At 41.8% G+C, this 25165-nt stretch carries 24 protein-coding genes; 8 read left to right on the top strand and 16 right to left on the bottom strand.

Annotated elements, in window-relative coordinates:
• Positions 1–4: 4 nt before the first annotated feature.
• From AW17_RS08370 to AW17_RS08290, 15 genes are all read right to left on the bottom strand, one after another.
• Positions 5–1045, bottom strand: a complete 1041-nt coding sequence (locus AW17_RS08370; protein WP_029275683.1) for a hypothetical protein — start codon at positions 1043–1045, stop codon at positions 5–7.
• Positions 1045–2106, bottom strand: coding sequence for a conjugative transposon protein TraM (traM, locus tag AW17_RS08365; RefSeq protein ID WP_029275682.1), 1062 nt, complete (start codon positions 2104–2106; stop codon positions 1045–1047). Before traM ends, AW17_RS08370 begins: the two co-directional genes overlap by 1 nt.
• Positions 2107–2354: 248 nt before the next feature.
• Positions 2355–2981 (bottom strand): conjugative transposon protein TraK, encoded by a 627-nt coding sequence (gene traK / locus AW17_RS08355; protein WP_029275680.1) that lies wholly within the window; start codon positions 2979–2981, stop codon positions 2355–2357.
• Entirely contained in the window at positions 2981–4177 is a 1197-nt protein-coding gene (gene traJ, locus AW17_RS08350; protein WP_036669407.1) for a conjugative transposon protein TraJ, read from the bottom strand. The genes traK and traJ overlap by 1 nt, the downstream gene beginning before the upstream one ends.
• Before the next feature lies 1 nt (position 4178).
• Positions 4179–4814, bottom strand: a complete 636-nt coding sequence (locus AW17_RS08345; protein ID WP_029275678.1) for a hypothetical protein — start codon at positions 4812–4814, stop codon at positions 4179–4181.
• Positions 4801–5484, bottom strand: a complete 684-nt coding sequence (locus AW17_RS08340; protein WP_051691704.1) for a hypothetical protein — start codon at positions 5482–5484, stop codon at positions 4801–4803. The genes AW17_RS08345 and AW17_RS08340 overlap by 14 nt, the downstream gene beginning before the upstream one ends.
• The gene (locus tag AW17_RS08335) at positions 5471–6172 is read right to left on the bottom strand and encodes a hypothetical protein (protein ID WP_029275676.1); all 702 of its coding nucleotides are present in this window, start codon (positions 6170–6172) and stop codon (positions 5471–5473) included. Before AW17_RS08335 ends, AW17_RS08340 begins: the two co-directional genes overlap by 14 nt.
• Positions 6173–6201: 29 nt before the next feature.
• Positions 6202–6636 (bottom strand): hypothetical protein, encoded by a 435-nt coding sequence (locus tag AW17_RS08330; RefSeq protein WP_157280247.1) that lies wholly within the window; start codon positions 6634–6636, stop codon positions 6202–6204.
• Positions 6637–6665: 29 nt separating this feature from the next.
• A complete protein-coding gene (locus AW17_RS08325; protein ID WP_342421501.1) occupies positions 6666–9125 on the bottom strand; it encodes a TraG family conjugative transposon ATPase in 2460 nt (819 codons plus the stop codon).
• An 8-nt stretch (positions 9126–9133) separates the two neighbouring features.
• Positions 9134–9484 carry a DUF4133 domain-containing protein gene (locus tag AW17_RS08320; protein ID WP_051691710.1) on the bottom strand — a complete coding sequence of 117 codons (351 nt, stop codon included), beginning with the start codon at positions 9482–9484 and terminating at the stop codon, positions 9134–9136.
• Between the two features lie 85 nt (positions 9485–9569).
• A complete protein-coding gene (locus tag AW17_RS08315; RefSeq protein WP_051691709.1) occupies positions 9570–9848 on the bottom strand; it encodes a DUF4134 domain-containing protein in 279 nt (92 codons plus the stop codon).
• Between the two features lie 226 nt (positions 9849–10074).
• Positions 10075–10572 (bottom strand): hypothetical protein, encoded by a 498-nt coding sequence (locus tag AW17_RS08310; RefSeq protein WP_029275671.1) that lies wholly within the window; start codon positions 10570–10572, stop codon positions 10075–10077.
• A gap of 496 nt (positions 10573–11068) precedes the next feature.
• Positions 11069–12208, bottom strand: a complete 1140-nt coding sequence (locus AW17_RS08300; protein WP_051691703.1) for a restriction endonuclease — start codon at positions 12206–12208, stop codon at positions 11069–11071.
• 117 nt (positions 12209–12325) lie between these two features.
• Complete coding sequence (locus AW17_RS08295; protein WP_029275668.1) at positions 12326–13207, bottom strand: hypothetical protein; 882 nt, start codon at positions 13205–13207, stop codon at positions 12326–12328.
• A gap of 161 nt (positions 13208–13368) precedes the next feature.
• Positions 13369–14310: an RteC domain-containing protein gene (locus tag AW17_RS08290; RefSeq protein ID WP_029275667.1), complete on the bottom strand. Its 942-nt coding sequence runs from the start codon at positions 14308–14310 to the stop codon at positions 13369–13371.
• A gap of 217 nt (positions 14311–14527) precedes the next feature.
• Here AW17_RS08290 and AW17_RS08285 point away from each other — a divergent pair, with 217 nt between their 5' ends.
• The 5 genes from AW17_RS08285 to AW17_RS08265 all read left to right on the top strand — a co-directional run bounded on the left by AW17_RS08285 (position 14528) and on the right by AW17_RS08265 (position 18781).
• Positions 14528–14959 (top strand): DUF1801 domain-containing protein, encoded by a 432-nt coding sequence (locus AW17_RS08285; RefSeq protein ID WP_029275666.1) that lies wholly within the window; start codon positions 14528–14530, stop codon positions 14957–14959.
• Between the two features lie 234 nt (positions 14960–15193).
• Positions 15194–16867 carry a hypothetical protein gene (locus AW17_RS08280; protein WP_029275665.1) on the top strand — a complete coding sequence of 558 codons (1674 nt, stop codon included), beginning with the start codon at positions 15194–15196 and terminating at the stop codon, positions 16865–16867.
• Positions 16868–17041: 174 nt separating this feature from the next.
• Positions 17042–17887, top strand: coding sequence for a hypothetical protein (locus AW17_RS08275; RefSeq protein ID WP_029275664.1), 846 nt, complete (start codon positions 17042–17044; stop codon positions 17885–17887).
• A 3-nt stretch (positions 17888–17890) separates the two neighbouring features.
• A complete protein-coding gene (locus AW17_RS08270) occupies positions 17891–18526 on the top strand; it encodes a hypothetical protein (RefSeq protein WP_029275663.1) in 636 nt (211 codons plus the stop codon).
• A gap of 21 nt (positions 18527–18547) precedes the next feature.
• Positions 18548–18781, top strand: coding sequence for a hypothetical protein (locus tag AW17_RS08265; RefSeq protein ID WP_029275662.1), 234 nt, complete (start codon positions 18548–18550; stop codon positions 18779–18781).
• Positions 18782–18806: 25 nt separating this feature from the next.
• Here the strand turns inward: AW17_RS08265 and AW17_RS08260 are convergent, their stop codons facing one another.
• On the bottom strand, positions 18807–19025 hold the full coding sequence (locus AW17_RS08260) for a hypothetical protein (protein ID WP_029275661.1): 219 nt from the start codon (positions 19023–19025) through the stop codon (positions 18807–18809).
• Positions 19026–19468: 443 nt separating this feature from the next.
• Here AW17_RS08260 and AW17_RS08255 point away from each other — a divergent pair, with 443 nt between their 5' ends.
• The 3 genes from AW17_RS08255 to AW17_RS08240 form a co-directional block, all read left to right on the top strand.
• Positions 19469–20077, top strand: a complete 609-nt coding sequence (locus AW17_RS08255; RefSeq protein ID WP_245235030.1) for an RNA polymerase sigma-70 factor — start codon at positions 19469–19471, stop codon at positions 20075–20077.
• A gap of 626 nt (positions 20078–20703) precedes the next feature.
• Positions 20704–21837 carry a FecR family protein gene (locus AW17_RS08245; RefSeq protein WP_036669404.1) on the top strand — a complete coding sequence of 378 codons (1134 nt, stop codon included), beginning with the start codon at positions 20704–20706 and terminating at the stop codon, positions 21835–21837.
• Between the two features lie 122 nt (positions 21838–21959).
• Positions 21960–25165 (top strand): SusC/RagA family TonB-linked outer membrane protein (locus AW17_RS08240; protein WP_167343651.1); only part of this gene is annotated, 3206 nt, incomplete at its 3' end.

The raw sequence follows: 25165 nt of genomic DNA, 5'->3' as shown, positions 1-25165 counted from the left end.
ACAATTAAGCAATTCCTAAAGCCTTGCCCTGTGGCCGCTGCTTAGTTCTGGTAATTTTCAGTTCCGGGGTTAGCGCTAAACTTTTTTCCTTTTTCTTTAGCAACTTCTCCAGCGCAATGACCTTTTGACTGGCATCCCGAAACACAATCTTTCCCGATAACGGAGCGGCTTCTAAAAACAGTTTTTCCCCTGAAACCTGATTGACCACAACCTGGTTTCCCCGTTCCAAAGCATTAAGTACATAAGCCTCTCTAAGCTCAGGACGCTTTAAGCTTTCAGCCATCTTTTCCATCTGATCCCCAAGGTTAAAACTATCTGATCTTCCAAGCTCACGCATAACTCCAGTACCCGAGGAACCATCAAAATCCAGCTGCAGCCACTTCTTTTCACCGAAATCATCAAAGTCTTTCAACACCGCGCGGCCCTCAAGTAAGTTTAGTGCCTCTCTCGATGAAATATCCAGACCTGCATCAAAGTGAAAAGACTTTTCCTTCGAAGTATCCAAAGCATTTTTCAACTTTCCCGTATAACCCTCAAACTGAAACCTCCCCGAATCATCCTTCTGCAAATGCAATACAACTTCAAAGCGTTTATCCCTGCCAAGAGGCGAAGAAAGCCGGAAATCCATAGCATTTCGTTCAAAGTCCAGTGCCTTACTCAAATCAAGTCTTGCCGTATCTACCCCCAGTTTTCCAATAGCAGAATCAAGCACAGCAATATTTTCTTTCCGAAGAGAAACCAGTCTTAAACGAGCCATAGGACGATCAAAAACCACTCTTTTAACCCGATGAGCTGACCTTAAAAACCGGTTCGGATAAAGCTGCCTTTCCAGTCTCTTTAAAGATTTTCCAATCAGTGCTGCCACCAGCTTTTCATCGGGCGCAATCAAAGGAGCAATCCGCGCTAACCCAGCCGATAAACACTCATATTTTTCCCGCTCGAAATTCCCATGCCCCTTATCATTGTGAAAGACTTCTGACAGCATTTTTTCTTTTGCCTCCCAGTTCTGCCATAGTGCAATCGCTCTATTTTGTGCCGGTTGCATTACCTGCGTTTTTTAGTATTATCGCGAAGTAATAGGGGATAACCTGCTTTCAAATTCTGCTTCACCCGACCGATCTTTTTAGTCAAAAGCGATTTCGCCGCATCTATTCCAGCCCCGGCTATCTGCGTAGTCAGATCAAAACCCGAAATACCCAAGCTCCCGATCGCATCCGTTGTTCCAACATTTACTGCATCAGTTAATAATGCCTCTGGTGCATTAATTCCAGGCATGGCATCGCGCTGATCAAAAACTGTAAGATTTACCGGAATCACCTGATTGCCTAAACGGATATTTTTGATCTCCAGATTTAGCCGCTGGTTAGAAAAAGCAGCCAAACCGAATAGGGGATGCCCCTTTGGAAAAACCACCCCGTTGATTACTACCGAATCCATTAGTCGAAGCTCCACCACCGATCCCTGTCTTGCTTTTTGTTTCACCGCTATCACTGCCGGAATCGCTTTAAATAAACTATCAGGAATCACAGCCACTTCTTTTTTCTGGTAAAGTTGCTTGGCCAGATCAGGATTCTGCACCGCAATCAGCTTATCCATCATTGAATTCAGTTGCGCCATTTCAGGATCATCTGCATCTGGATTTTGCTTCATATTTTTCATCAAGGCCTCCAAACGATCTACATCACCCTTCATCCTGTTATCCCTAAATCCTCCCGTCAGATCAACGCCAGCACTTACACCACCGCCTTTCACAGGCACATAAGGCTTATTGATCTCCCTATTGATGGCGGCCAGCTTGTCATTGATCTGCGCAGTCTGCGGATCTTCTTTCACCTCCAGGCCAAATTTTCCGGCAATGGCATCAATGCCGCCCATTTTACCTGAATCCACTGCATTTCGGTTATAAATTTCCATTTTGTCTTCAGGTTCTTTGCCTTTGAACTGCGCATCAGGCAATACCGTATTAATGCCTTTTGGTGCCAGAGCCACAGATTCATCAACTCCACCTCCTCCGCCAAGGGCATAAAAGCCAAAGGCTAAAAAAGGGATTACCAGTAGCGGAAGGATCATCAGAACCTTTCGCTTTTCCATTCGAGTTCTACTCATAATTTTTTGTTTAAGGGTGAATAAATTTTATTAATTGAATAGCTGTATCACAAGGCGGATTAGGTAAGCGCCAAACCCGGCGCAAAAACAGATCAAAAGAAACAGCCATGTTTTAGGATGCAGGTCACCCGTTTTACTGTTCAACCAGTTAGCAAAAGATCGCTGAACTGCCAATATTTTAGCTGCGATCTTTTCAGCTGTACGCAATTGACCGTCGGACAAATCCTTTCTGGGTTTCCTAAATAACCTCATGGCTGCCCGGCTTTAAGATTAACATCCGCATTAACCAGCGTTTCCCATTTCTGAATTAAAAATCCATGCGGATTATTGTCCGTCTGAGATTCCAATACCCGGACTTCGCCCCGTGTAACCAGCTTTCTAAGCACTGTACTACTCGAGCGGATCAGCTTTTGCGTAGCATAACAGGTAAAATAATAGGGCTCATGATTAATATCTAGCGTGATACTATCCACCTCCAGGTGCTGGGAAATATTGGCAGAAATCAGGTTATTGTAATAACCGCTTTCCTTTAAATTATCATAAGCTTTTTTCGCTGATCCATCGGCCAGGTATAACGCTTTGGCAATTCCTGCTGTAATCGCTTTCTCATCAGGATCAAGGGTGAAAAACAGCCTATGGAAAGTTTTAATATGGTCACGTAGCTCTACAGGCAGGTTTTGTTTCCGCTCGGTTGCTATCGCTTCCAATAACTTTCCGTTTTGCAGGATAAAAACCCTGGAACCATTTTCTTTAACAAAAGTAAAGCTGAAATAAACCGCAGCTGAAGTGAGCAGAACGCAAGACAGCAGGAATACCACGCTGAACCTTTTAATGTGCTGGAAAGCGCGGTCTATATTGTTGAATTGTGCAAACATCATCCCTGGCCTCCTTTTCCTGCTATTTTATCCTTCATATAATCATTGCTGTCCGATGATTCCCCGCCAGCCATTTTACGGTTCGCATTGCCCAGCATATCCACCACCATTCCACCAGCCGCAGTACCTCCGGACATCACCGTACTTCCACCGCTTACTACCAGTGAATTCACTTTTTGCAGCATCGCATTACCTCCACCAGCATGCACAATGTAATTGGCCACATTCGGTACCGTGAAATAACCCACAATCCCAATCACCAAAAACACTAGATATGCGCTATCCGAAGCAGAAAAGAATGTATCACCGGATTCCCCAATCTGGGAAATATCGATTTTTAACATGTTTTCCTGAATCTTTCCAAGGATACTCCCGAAGATATTGGCCACCGGGAGCCACATGAAAATGTTTACGTAGCGCGCGATATAGACTGTTAGCGTATGCTGAAAGCCATCTAATACCGCAAAACCAAAGACCAGTGGGCCCAGAATTGCCAGCACAATTAAATAAAAGGTCCGGATCGTATTGATACACAAAGCTGCTGAGGCAAAAAGCACCTGCAAAATCTCACTCATCCATTGCTTAATGTTGTTGCGGAAATTATAGCTCATTTTTTCCATCTGAAATTGCAGGCCATTACCCAAAGCATCCAGCATACTCTCATCTTCACGGTCAGGATCCTTTGGATGGGAATAGCGATACCATTTATCGGAATTTCCGCTACCCGTTTCCCCAACATACATTTGCCAATGCTGGGTTTTCTTTACCGCTGCCTCTTTCTGTTTCAATAATGCCGCAATCGCCCGGTCACTGTTTTTAACCATATTTCCGGTAGCAGAGACCACAGGCTGCAAAACCCCATTCATCACACTGATCACCATAGGGAAAAATACAATTGCCATTCCCAGTGCAAACGGCCTAAGCAATGGATAAAATTCCACTGGCTCGGCATTGGCAATATGTTTCCATACCCGGCTGGAGATATACCACAATGCCCCAAATCCTGCAAGGCCGCGCGCTACACCGATCAGTTTGCCACAAAGCGGCAGCATATCAGAATAAACATTATCCAGTACCGGTTGCAGCCCGGAAATACTCCCGGCTAAACCTCCGCCTGATTGCGCAAAGCAGATACCAGGCAACAGCAGCCCAAGAACAGCCAGAAAGGCCATCCCAAAAATTTTAAAAAATCCCATTTTAATTTGTGTTAAAGTAATCGCCTAAACCCCTGATATCGCTCTTTTCTCTTGCTCGCTGTAAACCGAGCAAACCTGCCGACTCATTGAAATCACGCAAGAAATCCAGCTTATCCACTGTATCCGAAAAAATGCGGTCTATCGCTTTCAGCCGCTCTTCATCACTCATGCGCATTTTATTGGCGGTAATTACCATCGCAAGATTGTCTAGATTATCCAGGCTTTCTTCAAATAGCCGCTTATAGACTTTAGAAAGATATTCCAGCTCATCCACGCTAAAGCTGCCGCTAGAATTAAATCGCTTAAAAGCCGAGCGGTATTCAGCAACAATAGCCGCCTGAAAACGGATAATTTCGGTAATCTTATAATATTTGCGTACCTCTGGACTCAATAGCCATAAACCATCCAAAAAGACTTCATGTAAAGAAAAATTTCCTTCAGCAATGTTTTTCACCGCATTATATCCCTTGGAAACCACTTCATAGCCTTTTTTCATGTCGGATAGAATGTTCTTTAGCTGAGATAGCTTTTCTACATTCAAAAGCAGTTGCTGCGCTTCCTGGCTCTGGCCAAAGACACTACCAAAGCGAAAAACAAGCAAAAAAACCAGCACTACAAAAAACCTAATCGATCCCATAATACCTCCTAAGCTTGATTAAAGATTCTTGTTCCAGATGCTGCTGGCGCAACAATAAACCCATCTCAGTCGAAAAGTGCCGGCTAAAAGCAGATTTATCCAGCATCCGCTGATAAATGCCATCAAGTCTCGCCAGCCGCTCTTCATCTTCCATTTCCAGCTTGCCCGAAGTAATAACCAGCAGCAGTTCTTCCAGCTCCTGATAACATTCCGCGATCACGAGTCCCGCTACCGAAGAGATATAAACTAGCTGATCTGGCCGCAAGCCTTCAATTCCTTTCAACTTATTAAAGCCCGCTAAAATATCCACCTGTAAAGCCATGATCTCGGCAATCCGAACATCAGCCCTTATCGCAGGGTTAACCTTTTTCAATCCCGATACGAATGCATTGTGCAGATTAAATTCCCCATTAGTGATATCCCGAACAGCCTCAATACCCAACCCCACCAGCTCATAACCTTTCTTTGCGTAACCGATATAGACCTGTAAGGCTGCAATCTGCTCCAGCAGATATTTCTGCTGCGTTTTTTTCTGCTTAAACCATTCGGCAAATGTCTGCGCCCGGCATTTTGGCGCGGCAGCTGCAACAAGCAAAAGCACAGCAATCAACAAAATCAATCCATTTCTAAAACGCCTGATCCCAACGCTTCTAACATCAATCGATTCCATACAGCTCCTTTAGTTTATTCAGCTCCAACACCGATTTTGCCCTGCCAGTACTTAGCACAATGTTTTCATCATTAAAAGCTTTCAGATCGTTAAAATTGTCTTCAATCGCTTTGGCCGAGGCATCAATCAGCTCCATACGCGCTGCATCACTCATCTGGGTTGTAAACGAATTGATGATCACAAATACCTGATCCAGGTTCTGCACACTTGCCTTTAAAATCCCGGTATAAATTTCTTCCATGTGCAGGATTTCATCCGCAGAAAAATGTTTATCCTTTTTAAACAGCGAAATCGCCCACTGGTATTCCTGGATAATCGCCTGCTGGGTAGAAATCAATTCCCTGATCTTCTTATAGGTAGAGATCACCGATTTCACCTTGACCAAACCCTCATAATATTCAGCATACAATTTTCGCTGCCGCTCCGTCCAGTCTGAGATTTCCCCAAGCTTTAATTTACTTAAAGTGTTTTCGATCACCTTCTGCGCATTTTGCAGCCAGATGGTTTCATTCTGCAGACGCTGCACTTTTAAATCTACCGCCTTGATCACCTTTTTTACGCCTGCTTTGATCACTTCAGCTATTGCCAGCTGCGCCGATGCCCCCGATGGCAAAGCCGTCAACAGTACCGTAGCGCTCAGCGGCAGTACAACCATATAGGTTTTAAGCCCCTTTATAATTTTTTTCATCCTAAATTTTTTAACCTTAAAAAATCTTGTTAATTCACGCGCTGGTATTTGCGCTTTCCCACCGTCATCACCGAATAATCAGTGTTAAAGACAATGGATTTACCGTGCCGCTTTTCAAGCAAAACGCCACTATCCGAATCATAATCCGCTGTCCATTCCTCCGCCTCATGCTGCAATTTTCCCAAAACACCAGACTGCGAAATCAGCCTAAAACCTGTTTTTCTGTGGATCAGATATTGATTGCCCTCTGACTCCTCCACCACTAAAGTGTCATTGGCTACACTAAATTCACTTCCTGCCGAATTCACATAAACCCCTTCCATACCACTCAAACGGCTGCAAGATTGCTGCATCCCAATGATCACGATCAGCGCAGCTAAAGCAGCTATAAATAGCATTCTTGCCGCATAGGAGAGCATCCGGGAATCCAAATGCTCGTTTTTATTTTTATTTATCTGTCTCATAAAATTTGAATTATTGGTTAGAATAAACATTAAAGCTTTCTCGATCCAGAGCGAATTTCTGATGCCAGCGCGGCAATGCCGCTAGCCATATCGCCGAACTTCTTCGCATATTGCTCTACGACCATTTTTTCTGATTCCTCGGTCGTATAGGCCAAATATTCCTCCAACGCGAGCTCGTTGCGGTAAACCTGCATCACCTGACCGCCCTGATCCACCATCACCTCGCGATAATTACGGCCTTTCTCATTATCCTTGTTTAGCGACAAAAGCAAGGTTTTCGCTTTATCGGAAAGCCCTAAAGCCTCCTGCAGTCGATCAAACTTGTTCATGAATTTGCGCATGTCCAGCAGCAGCTTGGTATCGGATAAATTGATTACCGTTTCCCTGATAATGGGAGAGGAGATCAGATCATCTACTTCCTGGGTAATCAGCGCCGCAATGCCATTAAACTTCCGAACTGTTTTATATAAATACTTTATAAAATGCGCCATACCGGATTTGGCAATCGCTACCCAGGCCTCATCAATCGCCAAGATTTTGCGGATTCCTTTCAGCTTGCGCATCTTGGAAATGAACATTTCCATAATGATGATCGTCACAACCGGAAAAAGAATTTCATGCCCGCGTATATTATCCAGTTCAAAGACAATGAAGCGCTCATTCAAAAGGTCCAGATTCTCAGATGCATTCAGCAAATAATCAAATTCACCACCCTTGTAGTATGGATTCAGCACATAAAGCAAATTGCCCAGATCAAAGTCCTTTTCCTTGACCTTGCCATTTTCCATCACTTCCATATACTCATGCATCAGGAAATCATAGAAAGAATTAAAGCAAGGGAAAATCGATGGATTAAGCTCCAGATACTCATAATACAATGTAATCGCACCAGAAATCGCCACATATTCCGAGCGGTTATAATCATCCGCATCTTTCTTCCATAGCGCCAAAAGCAAAGTTTTTAGGCTTTCCTTTTTTTCTATATCCAGCACATCTCCCGCGCCGATATAAAAGGGATTGAACTTAATGGGATTGCTTTCCGTATAAGAAAAATAATAACCTCCCACCAGATCACATAAACCCTTATAGCTTCCACCCACATCCACAATCACGCAGTGCGCCCCATCGTCATATAGTGAACGCAATAAATGGTTAAGCATTAGCGATTTTCCAGCGCCTGAGCTTCCGCAACAAAACAAATTCCTGTTGGTTATCAGCCCCGATTTCATAGGCCCATTGAACAGATCCAAAAATACCGGCCTACCATTCAAACGGTCAGAAAGCCTAAGTCCTGAGCGATCAGAACGCACAGCAGATTCCATATTAAAAAAACAGGTCGCCTGCTCGGCAAACGTATCGAAGCTATCATTCATCGGAAAATCCGCCTCATTGCCCGGCATCCCGGCAAACCAGATCTGCGCCGCACCATCACTTTCCTGCTTACACTCTGCAGAAAGCCTCGACATTGCAGAACCCACTTTATTCTTCAGCTCCGCAAACTCCAGCGGATCTTCCGACCAGCACAGCACATTAAAATGCGCACGCACCGGAAGCTTTCCGGTAGAAACCGCCTCATTTAAAAAATCATTCACCGCATCCCGTGAAATAGCATTTTCCCTCGAATAACCCGAAAGCGACTGCAGACGCAGCTTTTTCGCTTCCAGTTCCCGAATCCGCCCCGCCGCATCCCCAATAAACACATACTGCGAATAAATGTGGTTACAGTCCAGCAGCATCCCCAGTGGCGTTGCAAAGCCAATACTATACGAAGTCCGGTCTGTAGAATAGGGCTCATAAGTTAACCTCGGCCCACACACAGCAGGCAAATGCGCCACATCCGCCAGCGTATACAGCTCACAGCGAGCCCGGCCAACACGGATTTCATCCTTGATGTGTACATCCCTGATCACCGGCCTTTGCCCGCGCCCCAATAAAAAGCAATACTTTTCAATTACGCCTGGCATAACTGAAGTCCCCGCCAAAGCCACATCATCCAATCGTTCCAGACCAACCGCGCCACTATCCATCAAAATCCGTTCAAACTGACCGCAGGATGCTAAAAAGCCAGCAAGCATCTTTTCTTCCATACCTCCAACCGGCACAATAGATTTGCGCAGAATATTTGAATAAGCCGAAGATGACAGCTTTCTGCCCAATGGCTTACGCGTCAAAAAGATAAAACACTCATGATCCAAGTAGCTTCTGCCATTAAAAAATCGTTCACCAGCGCCTTTAAGTGTATCCACCAAACCAACAGTATCTACAGCAACCTTATCCCTAACAAACCAATCTGCCTTATGCAGCACTGTACCAGCCTGCAATACCCTCATCGCCTTTACAAAAGCCTGATGCAAACCCTCAAAGTCCTTTGCCGATTGTGTTCCAATCTCCGGCAACCGCACCCGATAAGCAATCGTCACATCACCAGCCATTGAAAGCATCGCCCCAGCTTCCACCTTCCAGATCGGCATGATCCTTTCCATCTCCATCATTCTGCTCACCACCGTACCTGCCTTTCCCTGTTACCCTCCAAAACCCGAAGTCCGGTAAACAATCGCCTGGAGCTAAACTTCAGATACAGCGGTAATCCACGTTTCGCCATAAACTTGCCCAATCCATGCACTCCAAAACGTGCCGATAAACTGAACACCGTAAAAAACAGCCCACCACCCAAAACCAATACCAAAGGCAACAGCGCCACCAGCGGCGTACCTAGCAGATACAAAGCGGTAAAAAGCAACAGCAAAACCACCAGCCCCACCGCCAGATAAGCAATATACTGCCCCTGCAATCCCCGGAACTCTATCGGTTTTCCAACCCCCTTATTAATCTGATATACTGCACTCATAAAATTTCCTATTCCTTTTTTTAGGCCGGCACGCCGGCAGCGGAAAAAATACTCCGCCACCAGCACACCAGGCACAAATAAAAACCTAAACCCCAAAGAATGACTTCAACACCGTAGCCACAATCACCGCAAACACGCATGAACCAAACCAGGCAGCAGCCACCTTATTGGTATCCGGCTCACCCGCATTCCACTTGTTGAATACCTTAACCGCACCGATCAAACCCACAACCGCGCAGATCGCATACACCAGGTTACAGCCAGCTTCAAAATAGCTTGACACCTGATTGGTCGCCTCATTGATCCCAGCCTCGCCACTCTGCGCAAAAACGACCACCGTATTCAGCACCGAATACACACACATCGTAGCCACAGCCAGCCATCCTTTGGCCATTAACCTTTCTCTCGGACTCCTAACCAGCCCATTTAACCCCGTTTTTTTTCTCATAATTTTCCTTAAACTTTTTCCAGATCAGCTAGGCGAAAGCCAGCCATGAATTCGGAAGAAAAAGCAGGAAAAACCTTAAAAGAATCAAAACAACAAGGGATAAAACCCAAAAAAAGCTAACAGAAACATCCAGCAAAGACCTTTAAGCCCAAATCCCTTCCAGCTCCTCTTCACTCAGCGCAAAAGGCACATGTTCACGGATAAAGCCATTCAAAGCAGGAAGCGAAGCACTCAAACCAAGCTTTGGATACTTATTTCTCACCATTTCAAACAGCACAAAAAAATCATCCTTTGTACCGTCTTCAGCCGCCAGCACCTTGCATACCTCCCGGATCTCTGCCTGCACATCCGCCAGATCACCCAATCGCTCCACCTGGTCAGCAGAATCACGATCAGCACCTACATCCACACCGAAGGAAAAATCATCCGCCTCCACCACCTTCACCCCGGTATCCAGTACCGGCTTTCCCATCAGCTCAGATTCAAACTCTTCTTCCAAATGATCCCAATTGTGATCCAGCGGCTCAGCAGAAGCCAAACCCTTACGCCTGAAATAAATCAGCCAAATCACTGCCCACCAAAACAGGCTCAGAATAATACTGGCCAATAAAAAGTCCGGCCATGAAAACGCTTTTAACATATCATTTTTGCTTTAACCCCAAGACTCCATTGCCCCGGGGATCAAGAGCAAAACTGCCAAACTCTAAAAGCTATAAATGGGGAGTGAATAGGGGATACCCCAAAATTTTATCTGTTAAGCCGAATTGGATACTAGGGATCCGAAAACAAAACATAATCAGCAGGGGCAAAGGCTTCGGCCCCGCAGAAAACGAAACAGCCACACAAAGCAGCGCCAAAATCAAAAGTCGAACAAGTCCAAAAAGAATTTCTTTTTTATTCACAGTAGATCAGGTTTAAGTGGCACCATTGCCGCTCCAACACAAAACTGTGATACAAAAACAATCAGGTCAATCACACGATAGTGGGATTTTGCCCTTATTAGCCCATCACCCAAAAAGGGTAGTGCACCTTAGAAACACAAAAAGCCGGCATTGCCAGCTTTAATGATAGAAAAGAATATATGCTAATAGAGGTAATCAATGTTTAATTACACCATGAATCTAGGATTGTTGGAATTATTTGTTTCCATATTTAGAAAGCCAGCTAATGATATCAGCATAGTCGCGCAAACTCAGTTGATATTCGTGTTTCTGCTGAAACTCGCGAGCATCCCGGGTAAATGATGAACTTGTGACCAACATTGCGCTATTTGCCTGTTTATCACACAGTGTACCATAGAGCGTTCTAACTAAATCAACGCCAATTTTTCTGTCCTGGCGATAGTGCTTAGCTTCTACCAAACATAACAATCTTCCAACATCGGTATTAAGATATGCCAGTATGTCCGCACCACCATCCCTGGTCTGTTTAGTTAGTTCTACTTCCCAGCCCATATCCCGCAAAAGATCCGACAATAAGATTTCAAATTCCCTTGGGGTCAATTTGTGAAGATCAGCGGGTTGCTTTTTTAAGGAAGTAATCAGATTATTGCTGGCTGAAACAATGATAGGGGATACAACGGGAACAATTTCCGTATCGGGAATAAATAAATTATTGGAAAGTTTGTAAAGCGGCAGATTAAGATTTGAAAGTAACGTGGCCGAATCCAAATTTCCAACTAGCCTGCTCAGTAATTTGATAGCCAAGGGATATCCATTGGCTGCGTTTAAAAGATGTAGTAGTTCGTCAGGCTCAATGTTCTCAGAGGTTAAAAGTGTTTTTAACAGTTCCGTTGAATGCAAATCATCCAATGGACCCAATAAAATCTCGCGATAGCCTTCCAGTAGCATGTGTTTTCTACTGATGAAAACGACCGATAAAACTACTTTATAATTCAAGATAGCAGCCGTAACTTTTCTAAGTTCAGCAGTAGAAAGGTCGCAATCATCTATTATGACGATCGCACTTTCAAATGGCACTCTTTTAAGGCTATTTGGATTATTTGAACTATAACGTTGTATTTGAGGGATGATGTCATCAATAGCGTGGTCGACAGTTGGAAACTCATTCAAGCTTGTCCAAATCGCCTCGGCATTGTACCTCCGTGAGGAAAGCCAGTGTTTTACAAGCGCTGTTTTTCCTGATCCGGCTGCTCCAGAAACAAATACCGGCCTTCGAGGCTGGCGTTCACGAAGTATTTGATCCAGAGCTTGCAGTTCATCATCTCGTCCAATGAATCTGGGACTATCATTCAAATTTAAAAAATCGTTTTCCAATCGTATAATGGTTGTTTGGTTAAACCAAAGATAATATTTCTAAGATTAAATGGGATTCTGCCTAGGGCAGGCATATCCGGGGTTTTGACACACATTCGGACGAGGCCAACCTACCTCTCATTTTTGATCACAGGCTGAACTGTCGAGAAAATCCTCAAACTTGAATACTTCAATGGACTGCTTATTCTTTATGTCATAAATGGCAACAAAAATATACTTGTCATTAAAATATTCGATGCCATATGATTTCAAAGATTTGTTATTGGCTCTGACCTTACATTCTATGTACCGCAAATTCTTTAGGTTGTCAGGTAAAAGATAAGAGCGATGAAACAGGGTAAGAAAATGGAATAGAAAAAATAGTCCACCAAAGAAACCAAAAATATAAAGGTAGATCGTTAGCCACTTTACCCACTTGTTATCCCGATTCAATTCAACATTGTTGATCTCTAGCAAAACACCAAAAATTGCAGTCAAACCTGCCCAACTTATTGCCACGCCAGTGAAGATCGAAACAATCATCATAATGGACAGTTTTTCCTTGGCAAGAAAAGGTGTCAGTACCTCGGGCAACCATGCCCATACGTAGATAATCATTAAACAAATTGCTAAAAACACAGCTAGGATATATCCGTCCCGTTTCTTAAAGTAACCCCGGTCGGGTACCTTCTTAAAAAGGCCATTAGAAGTTGGGATAGCGGAAACCTCCGGTGCATAATCTCCATTTTCAGTGGAAACCTCAGCGTTTGCTGGAGCGGATTGATTCTTCTCTATTTTAGGAAGAAAATTCCATACCAAATAAGTCCATGCAAAAATGAAAAGTAATAAAAGCCCGTCCGAAACCAACTGAGACACTGAAAAGAATCTAATATATGGAGTGCCAATCCTGGACAATTCGATAATTTGCCAAATCCCTCCCAATAGAGTAGGAACCAGAACAATCATACTAATGTTTTCCTTAATCCAGTCATTACCAATAAGGTTGTAAATATATTTCATGTGAGCGTTTATTGTTGCGTATTCGCAATAATAAACAATTTTGGATTTATCTCTTTGGATAAATCCAAAATTGCATCGATAACTAAGCCGCCCACTTGCGAAAAATCCACTGCCCAAAATAGGTAGTGGATTTCCAAACAATTAACACTTCTTGGTAATTTCTAGCTTCCTGTATTCTTGCCATCAGCTTTCTTCTCCGAAGCAAGCCGCTTCCGATCCTCCCTTGCCCGGCGCAGCCGCTCTTTTTCCGGATCATATTCATTCTTCCTATCAATCCTATTTAAAATGGATATCCGCATCCTATCCGTAAAATCAGTCTTAGAAATAATCTTACGCCCCTCAATCTCATCAAACCTCCGATGCGGCTTCTTCACCACAATATTCAGCGCATCAGCCATCCACTCAAAAATCTCCGTTAAACTAGCCTTACCATCATTCAACTGCCCAGTATCATGCAACGCAAAACCAAGCTCCACCGCATTAATCGAATCACCCGTCCAGCGAAGCGGCCTAACCTTCCTACCCACACCAGGCGCATCATGCACCAAAGCAAAAGGATGCTCAATCTTCTCCACTAAATACACCTGCAACCGCTCGAATGCCATAAACTTCGCAAACAAATAATCCATCGCCGTAGAAAACCCAGGATCAGCATCAACCACATCCACCACCATCCCAGCAGGAAGCTTCGCCCCACGCACAAAATACAAACCATCCAACTCCACCGCACCCGTGCGGTAATACTGAAATAAAAAAGCATACTGCTGAAAAAAACGATGCACAAGCCTAAGCTCATCCGATAAAAAATCCCTAACCATCTCCACTGTACCAACAGGCCTGCCCATCTCAATCGCATGCACCTCAAACCTGAAAATCTTCTCCGCCAAAAACTTAGGCTTCAAATGCTTAAAAAACCAAACCTCCTCACACGCAGAAGAAAAACCAAGCGACAATACCCTATCCCGAAGCACCCCCAAATGCTCACGGATCAAAGACAAATAAGCAGATAAAACCTGAACAGGATTCAGCCCAACAACAGAAACGCCACTAAGCGCAAAAACAAACTGCCTAAACAGTTCCTCATAAATTTTTTGATTATTCACAATAGCAGAATTATGGATGGCACCATTGCCACCAATGCAAAACTGTGAACCAAAAACAAAAATGTAAATCCCACAATAGTAGGGAATTCAGCAAAAAACAACTCACCCAATTAGGGGGGAGTACCCTTAAAACCCGAAAAGGAACCTATAGAAAAACAATAAAAAAATACCGAGCTTTAAAAAGCCAAAGAAAAACCAAAAAAATCAACAACTCCAAATGAACATACCCGAACAGATATTGCAATATATCACCGGCCTACCAGACACAAAACAAAGTGATATACTGGAACTGCACAACATCATACTCACCATACTACCAGAAACAAGGCTCTTGTTCGACAACGGAAAAAACAGGGATAACAAAACCGTTGCCAATCCCATCATAGGCTACGGATTTCAGACCATTAAATACGCAGACGGAAAAACCAGAGATTTCTTTCAGATCGGCATCAGTGCCAACAACACCGGAATCTCCGTCTACATCCTAGGCTTCAAAGACAAAACCTACATAGCCAGCACCTACGGCAAAGAAATCGGCAAAGCCACCGTCACCGGATGTTGCATCAAATTCAAGAAATTAAAAGATATAAATATCGACATTCTATCAAATGCCATAAAATATGGCGTACAAGCAACAAGCGAAACCTAAAATAAAACCGAAAGAAATCACCTCACCCAAATTTGGCAGAATAAGAATTATCTATATCTTAGCTATTGAGAGCGTTAATTAAAACCGGACTTGTCAACTGATAAGATTCCGGTTTTTCTTATTTGTATCTTGATCAGATATTCCAAACAAGATAACAGATAGGCGTATCGAAATGCAATCACTTATCTTTATTTTCAAATTCTTTGGCAACAATAAAACACATAATAATCTGGCATGAATGAGTTTAAACTATTTGATCGCATAATCAACGGAGACTTACGTCCACAACTTGAAAAATTTTCTGATGCAGATGGTATCGAAGCCCTTCATACACAGTTTTATCGCAGGAATATCATTTTGACGCAGGAAAATATAGAAACAATTTTAACCCAATTTCCAGAAGGATTTTTTAATATCAAAGACGGCGACAAAGTAGAATTCGAAATGGATCCTGACGCTGAAAAGCCCGGCATTACGCTTCGGGTTCTTCCAAATGAGAGTGAACAGGAACTCATTAACCTAGATATTCCCCCACCTCCTGACGAAAAATCAGAAACTTTTTTGAACATAATAGAAGATGAATATGGGAGGCTAAAACAACATTTTCACAAAAAACTAAGTGATAATACTAGTGCCGATGAATTGAAAATGTACATTCTAAAAAACGTACAGCAGGCAAAACTACTTGCTAAATCAACCTACCAGCTAAAACGCAAACTGCGAATAGAAAATATAGATGATTACAACAACCCTAACACATTTATAATGGATGTGCTCGGAAAGCATCTGGTATATCTGATAATTGATGTTCAGGAGCTATTTTTCCCAATGTTAGCTATGACTATACAAGATGAGTCGGAGCTCGAGGACGAGCTTTTTGATCATCAATATTCTAGAAAAATGGCTCGGGTTAAATTGATGGATGAAAGTATAAACAATAAATATATTGAGCGTCTGCGATCGGAAATTCCAAAGAGTGCTACCCCTGCTGAGAAATGTGTATACTGGGAAAAAAAGCTTAATGAACAGTTGAAAAAAATAGAGGAGGCGCAAAAATCCCAGTTTGGAGCAAATGGGTTTGTGATGAAACCTTATAACCTTTTTAAAGGGGAATACGCTTCTTGTCTTTATGACTTTTATTACGAGAAACTTATAACGAACTCTTCGCCAGATGGTCTGATTGGTAAATATGAACACGCTATTCAAGAAGTCGCTAGGTTAAGAACTGATAGGAGAACTTTAGAAACTCAAGCTTTACAAAAAAGCGATTTTTTTGAAAAGATGCAGATTCACATTGACATTCTTAAAGAAAGAATTTCTGTTTCTTATTCAGCTGCCACAAATGATAATATCCTTTCCGATCTAACCTCATTTGCAATTACTATACAAGCTAGAAAACATTTAAAGTTAAAAGAGGATCAATGGAATGATTATTTAACCGACCTATTGCGGGCAAAACAATACCATGTGTCAGATCAAACCAGAAGCGGTCGTTCTGGTTCATCAGCAACACAAGGATATCAGAGTGGCAATCTGGATATAGCAATAAGAGATAATCGGAGTAATGGAATAATTAGAACTATAGTGGAGACCATGCAAATTGATTCCTGTGGATACAAAGACATTACAGTTAAACATCACATCAATAAATTGCTGAACAGATATGATACTGCTGGAAATCATGAAAGTTTTGTTGTCATTCTATCAAGGGCAGTAGATTTTGATAAGCATTGGGAAAGGTATAAAAGTTATGTGCACAGGATCGCATTTGATAGCAAGGTTTTTGTTTCAGATATAATTAATGATGCTACAGAAAAGACTGATGTAAAAATAGGATGTTCAATTATTGAGCGTTCCGCAAAGAAAATAAAGCTGTTTCATTTGTTCGTAAATATGTATTGTGAATAGATCAATAACAAACCGGTTTTGTAAAGCTTTTTGAAATCTTATCTGTAACGTGTTGACAGAAAGAACATAATGAATAAATAAAATAGCATTATTAAGTAAATTATATTAAATTTATTTATCAGTGGTGTAGCGAAATGTGTCTTGTGATAAGAACCAAACTAAGACAATGCAAAAATGAGTTACTACGATAAATTTAAAGACAGAAACTGGGCACTCCAAAATGTCAATTCATTATTTGATGCTAATATTTTCCCATTTCAGATATTAGACGGATCATTGCCAGACTGTCATTACATAAATATTTCGAAATCTTTTTTAAATAAAGGCGATATAACAAAGCCTATTGTAATACAGGAAATAAGCCTAAGCGAGGTCAATAAAAGAGAGTTATCCTTTTTCTTAGGGCAATTCATCGACAACCACACAATTAATTTCTGGGAAGGAGAAATTGCTAGTGCATCAACCGCTAAAGTATTGACTGATTTAAGCAAAGGAGGTTCAGTTCTCGGATTAGCTGGCGGTTCACTTTGGAATTTTGTCAGCGGAGAAGTGAATTCAAGAGTAATACCAATTGTAATTCTCAAATCATTAATAACAGATGGAGGTAGTTATATTACTAGAATTCAAATTGTTAGGGGAAGTGGGGATGACTTTCCACTGATCTATTGCGAGGTCTGCTATACCATACAAGTTGGTACAGAGGTACATAAAAGATATTTTCCTTTATTGACATTTATAATGCCGTTCACTGTTCGAATAGACTTGTTTACAACTCAAGGGGCTTTTAATAACAAAAAAGTACAACGAACAAATAACACCGACTTTATCCAAATAGATATTGATACAGGGAAAAATGAAGGTATCTACACGTTCCTTGAACAAGACCTGGAATACTATTACTTCCACGCTGTTACAAAGAATGAAAAACATAGAATCAGTATGTGGGGAGGAGCGTGGCAAAAATTTATCGAAATTGATAATAAATGGCGAACATTTTATACCAATACTACAAGTAACTGATATATGAAAATTCCAAAGTCTCGAACAATACTTTTTGGTAAATACGCCGAAAGGAGAAGGATCTGTATTGAATTAGCGATACAAAGATATAAGCCAACGGTAGATCAAAGGAATTTAAATCTAATGAACGTTGGAGTGTATTCTTTTTTAGAGAATTACCTTCATAATGAACCAAACCCAAATTTGTCAGGGCATATTATTAATATCGAAGAGTTTATAAGGTATTCAACTAGAAGAGTTGACTACTTTGAGGTTTGCCTGAAAGATAAAGATATTAAAATCGCGCTTATTGGTAAGCTATCCGTTGCTAAAACAACTTTTCAGGTTGATTTGCTCTATAACCATGCCAGCCTATCTCACAAAGAAATTGATTCCTTTTATTCTATTATTCTCGACGCTATTTGCATTTGGAGTGGAGGAAATGTAGAAAAATTAGTAATCAAAGGCCCAATATCAGAGCAGATAAAGAAGACCTTTCAAAATACACGGCGTAGTAGCCTGAATTCTGATCTGGAAATTCAAATAGAAAAAACAGATCCAATCGTTTTCACAAGTGATTCAATACCTGAAACAAAATTCTCGCAGATAGAATTTGACAGGGTCAAAGATTTTAGACGATATTCCAAAATAATAAAATAAACCACTTTAAACTAATGACTTATGGCAGTAGAATTTGATAACAAGTATGACAATCCGGTGGAAATCTATGTATATGATACCGGGACAGAAAAAAACCAAGGTTACGACGGGGAGTATATACCCCTTGCAGCACATGAAAAATATACTTATGAAGCTTCAGGAGATTATATTACCATTGACACCCGAACAAGTACTGGGCAAACAAAAACATCTATCTCTATATCTTCTGACTGGGGGACTTGGAATCCTCCATAATTAGCGTAGCAGCTTAAAAAATCAATTATTTTAACTTATTTTTCTGACTCTCAATTTTAGATGTAATCGTTTTCTCCATTTCATTTTGAATAACCTCTAAAATCAGCGCTGGATCCACATTAAATATGTAACTCATTTTTAACAGCTCAGAAACTGAAAACTTGTCTGGATTTGCAAGCTTAACTGTATATCTTTCATGATTGATTCCTAACAGTTTTGTGATAGATATAAAGATAATAATCATCTATTTAAATCAGTACTTTAATTTAACTAATATCTTTAAAGGCAAACATGATTAATCAATTTTAAGAATCAATATGGCAAGTTATGGAATCATTCTGGATTGTTACAATTCAATATGGGCAGAGGTATATCAATAGATGAAGTAGGGACTTATGAAATCGCTACAAAAAATCTCTAAACAAAGTTAACGTTAAAATAGAGTGGAGGGATACAGACAATTCTAATAGACGAAATTGATCAAACTGTCGTATATTTCAAGTAAAGATGAGGAATAATTGATAATAAACCTTAAGTTTTTGAAACATATGTCATTATCTGCGATTTATATACGATAGCCTTAATTTGGACACGAGGCAGTAGGCCTTAAAAATTTTTCATGTATTGTTTTTTGCTGAAAATTTTAGTAGTGGGGAATTAATAGTAAAATATTTTTTAATATTGACCTTGATTTTTAGTAAATTAGAAGGAACATCAAGGGCAATGCCGGACTTTAATAAACATACCGATCAGGAATTAACGTCCCTTTTAAGGGAAGGAGATCAAGGTACGTTCGCTTTCATTTACAACAAATTCAAGGCCTCACTTTACCTTCATGCACTTAGGACAATCAAAGATGCTGACCAGGCAACCGATATAGTCCAAGAGGTTTTCACCAATCTTTGGGAAAAGCGTTCAGAATTTGCTCCCACCTCATCTATTGATAATTATCTCTATGGAGCGGTACGGAACAGGGTGTTCAATGCCATAGCCCACCAGAACATTACAGACCGCTACGCCAAATCCATCCAGGCCTTTTTTGAAAGGGGTGAGTTTTTTACCGACAACCTGATCAGGGAAAAGGAACTCAACCAGATTATTGAAAAAGAGATCGATGCCCTACCTAAGAAAATGCGTGAAGTATTTTTAATGAGCCGCAATACTGACCTATCACATAAAGAAATCGGGAAGGTATTAGGGATTTCAGATACTACCGTTAAAAAGCAGGTGGGCAACGCGGTTCGTATTTTAAGGCTCAAGATTAACCTGTCAATTCTGCTATTTTATTTTTTTTAAAATTTTTCTACTCCATTTCGCACTTTCATCTGTCTGACGTTTTAAAGGGGAAATAATTTCCTTTAAGGCTTATGAAAAACCTGGATGTAGAACAAACCATAAAATCCAATAATGCTTACTTGCCACTTTTTTTCTTTTGCTTTGCATTGTTGTATACGCCCCTGGCTATTCTGAACAATGTGAAGCGCGAATATTGTAGGGAAAAAGTCAGTACTGACACAGGAATCGGAAAATATCACTATACGATTAAGAAGGCCATGAAAGTGCCTGATACCAGTAGTCGTGACAGCGCTACGAGCCTAGGATTATTTTATGATTAGCACTTACCATATTAACCATATAGGCAATTCCTTCTGATTAACCTTTCAGAAGCGTAGATATTTTGCTGCTACAAAAGCCCCTGCCGCAAAAGGGGCGGGCAGTAGGCTGAACTGTCCCGGAAGATTCCTTCCGGGCGTTTATCTGTCAGAATGCATGGGCCATACAAACTAAAAATGATAAAAAATATTTGTGTGATTTTATTGCTCATTCAGCTATTTGCATATAGTGAATTTGCACAGCAGGCTCTTGCCGAAAATTATGGCTGTAGCCGTAATGGGAAAAATGCATAACATACTTTTATGAATATGGAAAACCTAGATGTAAGATTACTAATCGAGCGATACGAGAATGGCACACTCTCCGAGGAGGAACGAGCGATGCTAGAAAGTTGGTACCTCAGCGAAGTTAGATTAAACAAGGACTATCAAGGCCTAGAAGAAAACCTGGCAAAACTTGATCAGCATTTTTTGCACATCATTAGCGCAGAAGAGAAGAAAGGTACAAGGCTTTGGCCTAAAGTTGCAGTGGCCGCTTCTTTTTTTGCTGTAATAGGGTTAAGTCTTTATTTCTATTCTTCCAAATTTCCTAAAAAGGCTGAATTCGCAAATATTCAGACAACTGACATAGACCCTGCTGGGAATAAAGCTTACTTGACGCTTGGCAACGGGAAACGCATTACGCTTACTGATGCTGGAAACGGCACTATTGCAAGACAAACTGGTGTGCAAATTAGTAAAACAGCTGATGGACAATTAGTTTACACCATAGCGGAAAAGAACTCGGGCTCTTCATTCCTTTTAGAATTCAATACAATCGAGACACCGAATGGTGGTAGGTATGAAATCGTACTCCCAGACGGAACGCATGTTTGGATGAATGCTGCATCATCCTTAAAATACCCTGCTTCTTTTGCATCGCTTAAAGAAAGAAGAGTAGAACTTCATGGAGAAGCCTATTTTCAGGTGGCTAAGGATAAACGGCATCCTTTTATCGTAAAGGCTGCCGAGCAGGAAGTTAAGGTATTAGGGACACATTTTAACATTAATAGTTACGCTAATGAGGTAGAGACAAAAACGACCTTGCTCGAAGGTTCGATAAATATCTCTAATTTAAAAAGTAAAAATTCAAAAATATTGAGTCCAGGTCAACAGGCAATAGTAAAGGGCAGTGACATAAAGGTTGGTGATGCTGATGTTGATCAGGTTGTAAGCTGGAAAAACGGCGATTTCGTTTTTGAAGGGGAAGACCTTAAAGCCGTGATGCGTCAGATTGCCAGATGGTATGATGTAGAAATCGAATATCAAGGAAATATAAGTTCTTCTGGCGTAGTAAGTACAATTTCCCGAACCAAGAAATTGTCGCAGGTTTTGAAAGCGCTACAGATCAATCAGGGAATCCATTTTAAAGTTGATGGAAGGAGGGTTTTGGTTATGCCTTAGAAACTTTTTGAGGTTGGCCAGAACAAGAACGGAGGCGTTGGAAGCGCCCCCGATCAGAAGTCTAGCTAATCGGATAAATAATGCTACTAAACAGAATTTCAACAACTAAACTAAACAAACAAATGTATAAATTTTACTATACAAATGGATATGGTGTAACCAGCTATATCCGAAAGTCCGCAACTAGTTTGTGGCAGATTGCATGGAATCCCAATATTAGAAAATGGCTTATGAGGATAAATCTGACATGCTTGATATTACTGATTGCATTTATGGAGGTTTCTCTGGCCGCAAATGCTCAAAAAATCTCTTTATCCAAAAAGAACGCACCGCTCACCGAAATCTTTAAAGAATTAAGGAAGCAAAGTGGATATGATTTTGTGATCAACAAAGATCAGATCAATATTGCAAAGCCTGTTACCATTATTGTAAACAGTGATGATTTGATCAATGTGCTGAATAAATGTTTTGAGGACCAGCCATTCACTTACTCGATGGAAGATAAGATGATCATTGTGGTGAATAAAAAGCCTGAACAAGTTAATGTCAATGCTCTGCTAATAGATGTGAAAGGACGAGTAGTTGATGAAAACGGAAAAGCAATGGTTGGTGCTTCCATTAGTGTTAAGGGGACTGACCGTACAACCATTTCTAATGATAATGGGGAGTTTTCATTTATTAATGTACATGTGAAAGCAATACTTGTTATTTCCTTTATTGGTTACGAAGCCAGAGAAATTCCTGTGGCTAATGAGTTGGTTATCATAAAGATGTCCATTGTCGCTGGTAAATTGGATGAAGTTAATGTGAGCACAGGCTACCAGACCTTGCCTAAAGAAAGGGCAACGGGTTCTTTTACCACGTTGAACAATAACCTGCTTTCACAACAGGTAGGCCCTAATATTATTGCAAGGCTGGAGGCGGTTTCTTCGGGGCTGATTGTTGATCGGTCTACACCTTCTTCAGGCAGGCTGATGGTGCGGGGCCTTAGTACCATCCGTGGCCCGAAATCGCCATTAATTGTTCTTGATAACTTTCCCTACGAGGGCGATATCGATAACATTAACCCCAACGATATAGAGTCGGTTACCATTTTAAAAGATGCTGCCGCAGCCAGTATTTGGGGCGCAAGGGCAGGCAATGGCGTTATTGTAATTACCTCTAAAAATGCACGGTTTAATTCGCCCACCAGGGTAAAGGTAAATTTAAACAGCACTTATGCTGCAAGGCCCGATCTGTATCGATCGCCACAAATGAATAGCTCCGAGTACATAGATACCGAAATGTTCCTCTACCAAAAAGGCTTTTACACCAGTACAGTGAACAGCAACCTTGGGCCTGTGCTTTCCCCCGTCATCGAAATCCTGGTGGCCAGGGATAAGGGCAGCATTTCCGGCGAAGGGGCAACCGCATCAATAAATAAGTTAAGGGCGCTTGATGTGCGCGATGAATACCTGCAATATTTTTACCGCCCTTTATCCAATAACCAGTTCGCAGCCGATATATCAGGCGGAGGGGAATCTTTTAACTGGATTTCTTCAGTTTCCTATGATCACAATGTATCTAACCTGGGGGCAGTTTTCAGCAAACTGAACGCAAGGCTACAGCTTAACCAAAAGATAGGGAAAAACCTGCAGTTAAATTTTGGTGTATACTATACCAATAGCCTTTCCAAAACAGGGAGGCCTGCCTATGGTACCATTTTTTATTCGGGCAACCATTTATACCCCTATGCCTCGTTTGCAGGTGCTGATGGTAATCCTGTTGTACTGCCCAAAGATAGGAGGACCGCTTACCTGGCCGGCCTAGTTGGCGGAAAACTGGGCGACTGGGCTTATTATCCTTTAGTTGACGATGAAAATATTGATAACTCCGATAAGCTTGCCGATCTGTTGCTTAGCACCGGGCTTAGGTACAGGCTTCCCTTAAACTTTTCGGTAGAGCTAAAATACCAGTTCGAAAACCAGGATGGCAAAAACAGGGTGCTGTACAATGAGCAGAGTTATTTTGCCCGGAACCTGGTGAATGATTATGCCCAGTATACCGCCGGGCAATTAGCCTATAAGATACCTAAAGGCGGCGTGCTTGATAATAACAACAGTATATTACAGGTGCACAACTTAAGGGGGCAGCTAAATTATAACCTTAATACAGACCTGCACGAGGTAAACGGGTTTATCGGGGCCGAAACACGCGATGCCTCTACTGATGGGATAAGCGCACGCCTGTACGGTTTCAGGAACGATATCCTTACCGCCGGAACGGTAGATTATACGGCCCTTTACCCGCTGCTGAGCACAGGATCTTCGGCCTACATCCCCGATAGGAATGGCATCAGTTCGGTAACCACAAGGTTTGTTTCCCTCTTTGCCAATTTTGCTTATACCTACCGTAAAAGATATGGCATTTCCATCAGCGGCAGGCGCGATGCTTCCAATCTTTTTGGGCTGAATACGAACGATAAATGGAGCCTTTTATGGTCTGCAGGGCTTAGCTGGGATATATTCCAGGAAGATTTTTTTAAAACCCCCGCCATTAATGCACTCAAGCTGCGGGCTACCTATGGCGTTTCGGGCAATATCGACCCTGCAATGACTTCGGTAACCACAATGCTTTATGCAGGTACATCTAGCTATTTTAATGAGCCCTATGCCCGTTTTAATACCTACGCAAACCCCGAACTGAAGTGGGAAAATGCGGCAATGTTTAACCTGGGCTTAGACTTTGCAGTTTTGCAGAACAGGCTGAGCGGAAGTATAGAATACTACCATAAAAAAGGGAAAGGGCTTTTTGGTAATGCCCTGCTCGATTATAGCGGTGGCGTGGGCCCGTCCATTCTAAAAAATGTAGCAGAAATGAGCGGTAACGGCCTGGAGGTGCAGCTTAACACTTTAAATACGACCGGCAATGTGCAATGGCGTACCAATCTTAATTTTAGCTCTTTTCGCGATAAAATTGACGAATATTTTCTTTCCAACCTCCAGGGCAGCGCTTTTGTGGGTTCAGCGGGTAATCCGCCCATATCTGGCGTGGTTGGTAACCCTGTATACGCCATTTATGCCTATAAGTGGGCCGGGCTCGATCCCTTAACAGGCGATCCGCAGGGCTACCTGAACGGGCAGGTGAGCAAAAATTACAGCCTGATTAATGGCGCCGGTACGCAGCTTGCTGATCTTAAATATTTCGGCTCGGCAATTCCCCGCATTTTCGGGTCGGTAGGCAACAGCTTCCGCTATCGGAATATTGAGCTTAATATCCAGGTGAGCTATAAGCTTGATTATTTTTTCAAAAGAAACTCCATCCAGTATACTACCCTTTTTGGGTCGGG

The sequence above is a fragment of the Pedobacter borealis DSM 19626 genome (assembly GCF_000708285.2).
Taxonomy (GTDB): domain Bacteria; phylum Bacteroidota; class Bacteroidia; order Sphingobacteriales; family Sphingobacteriaceae; genus Pedobacter; species Pedobacter borealis.
Note: the sequence above shows the minus strand (reverse complement) of the source record. Positions and strands in the feature narration are given on the sequence as shown.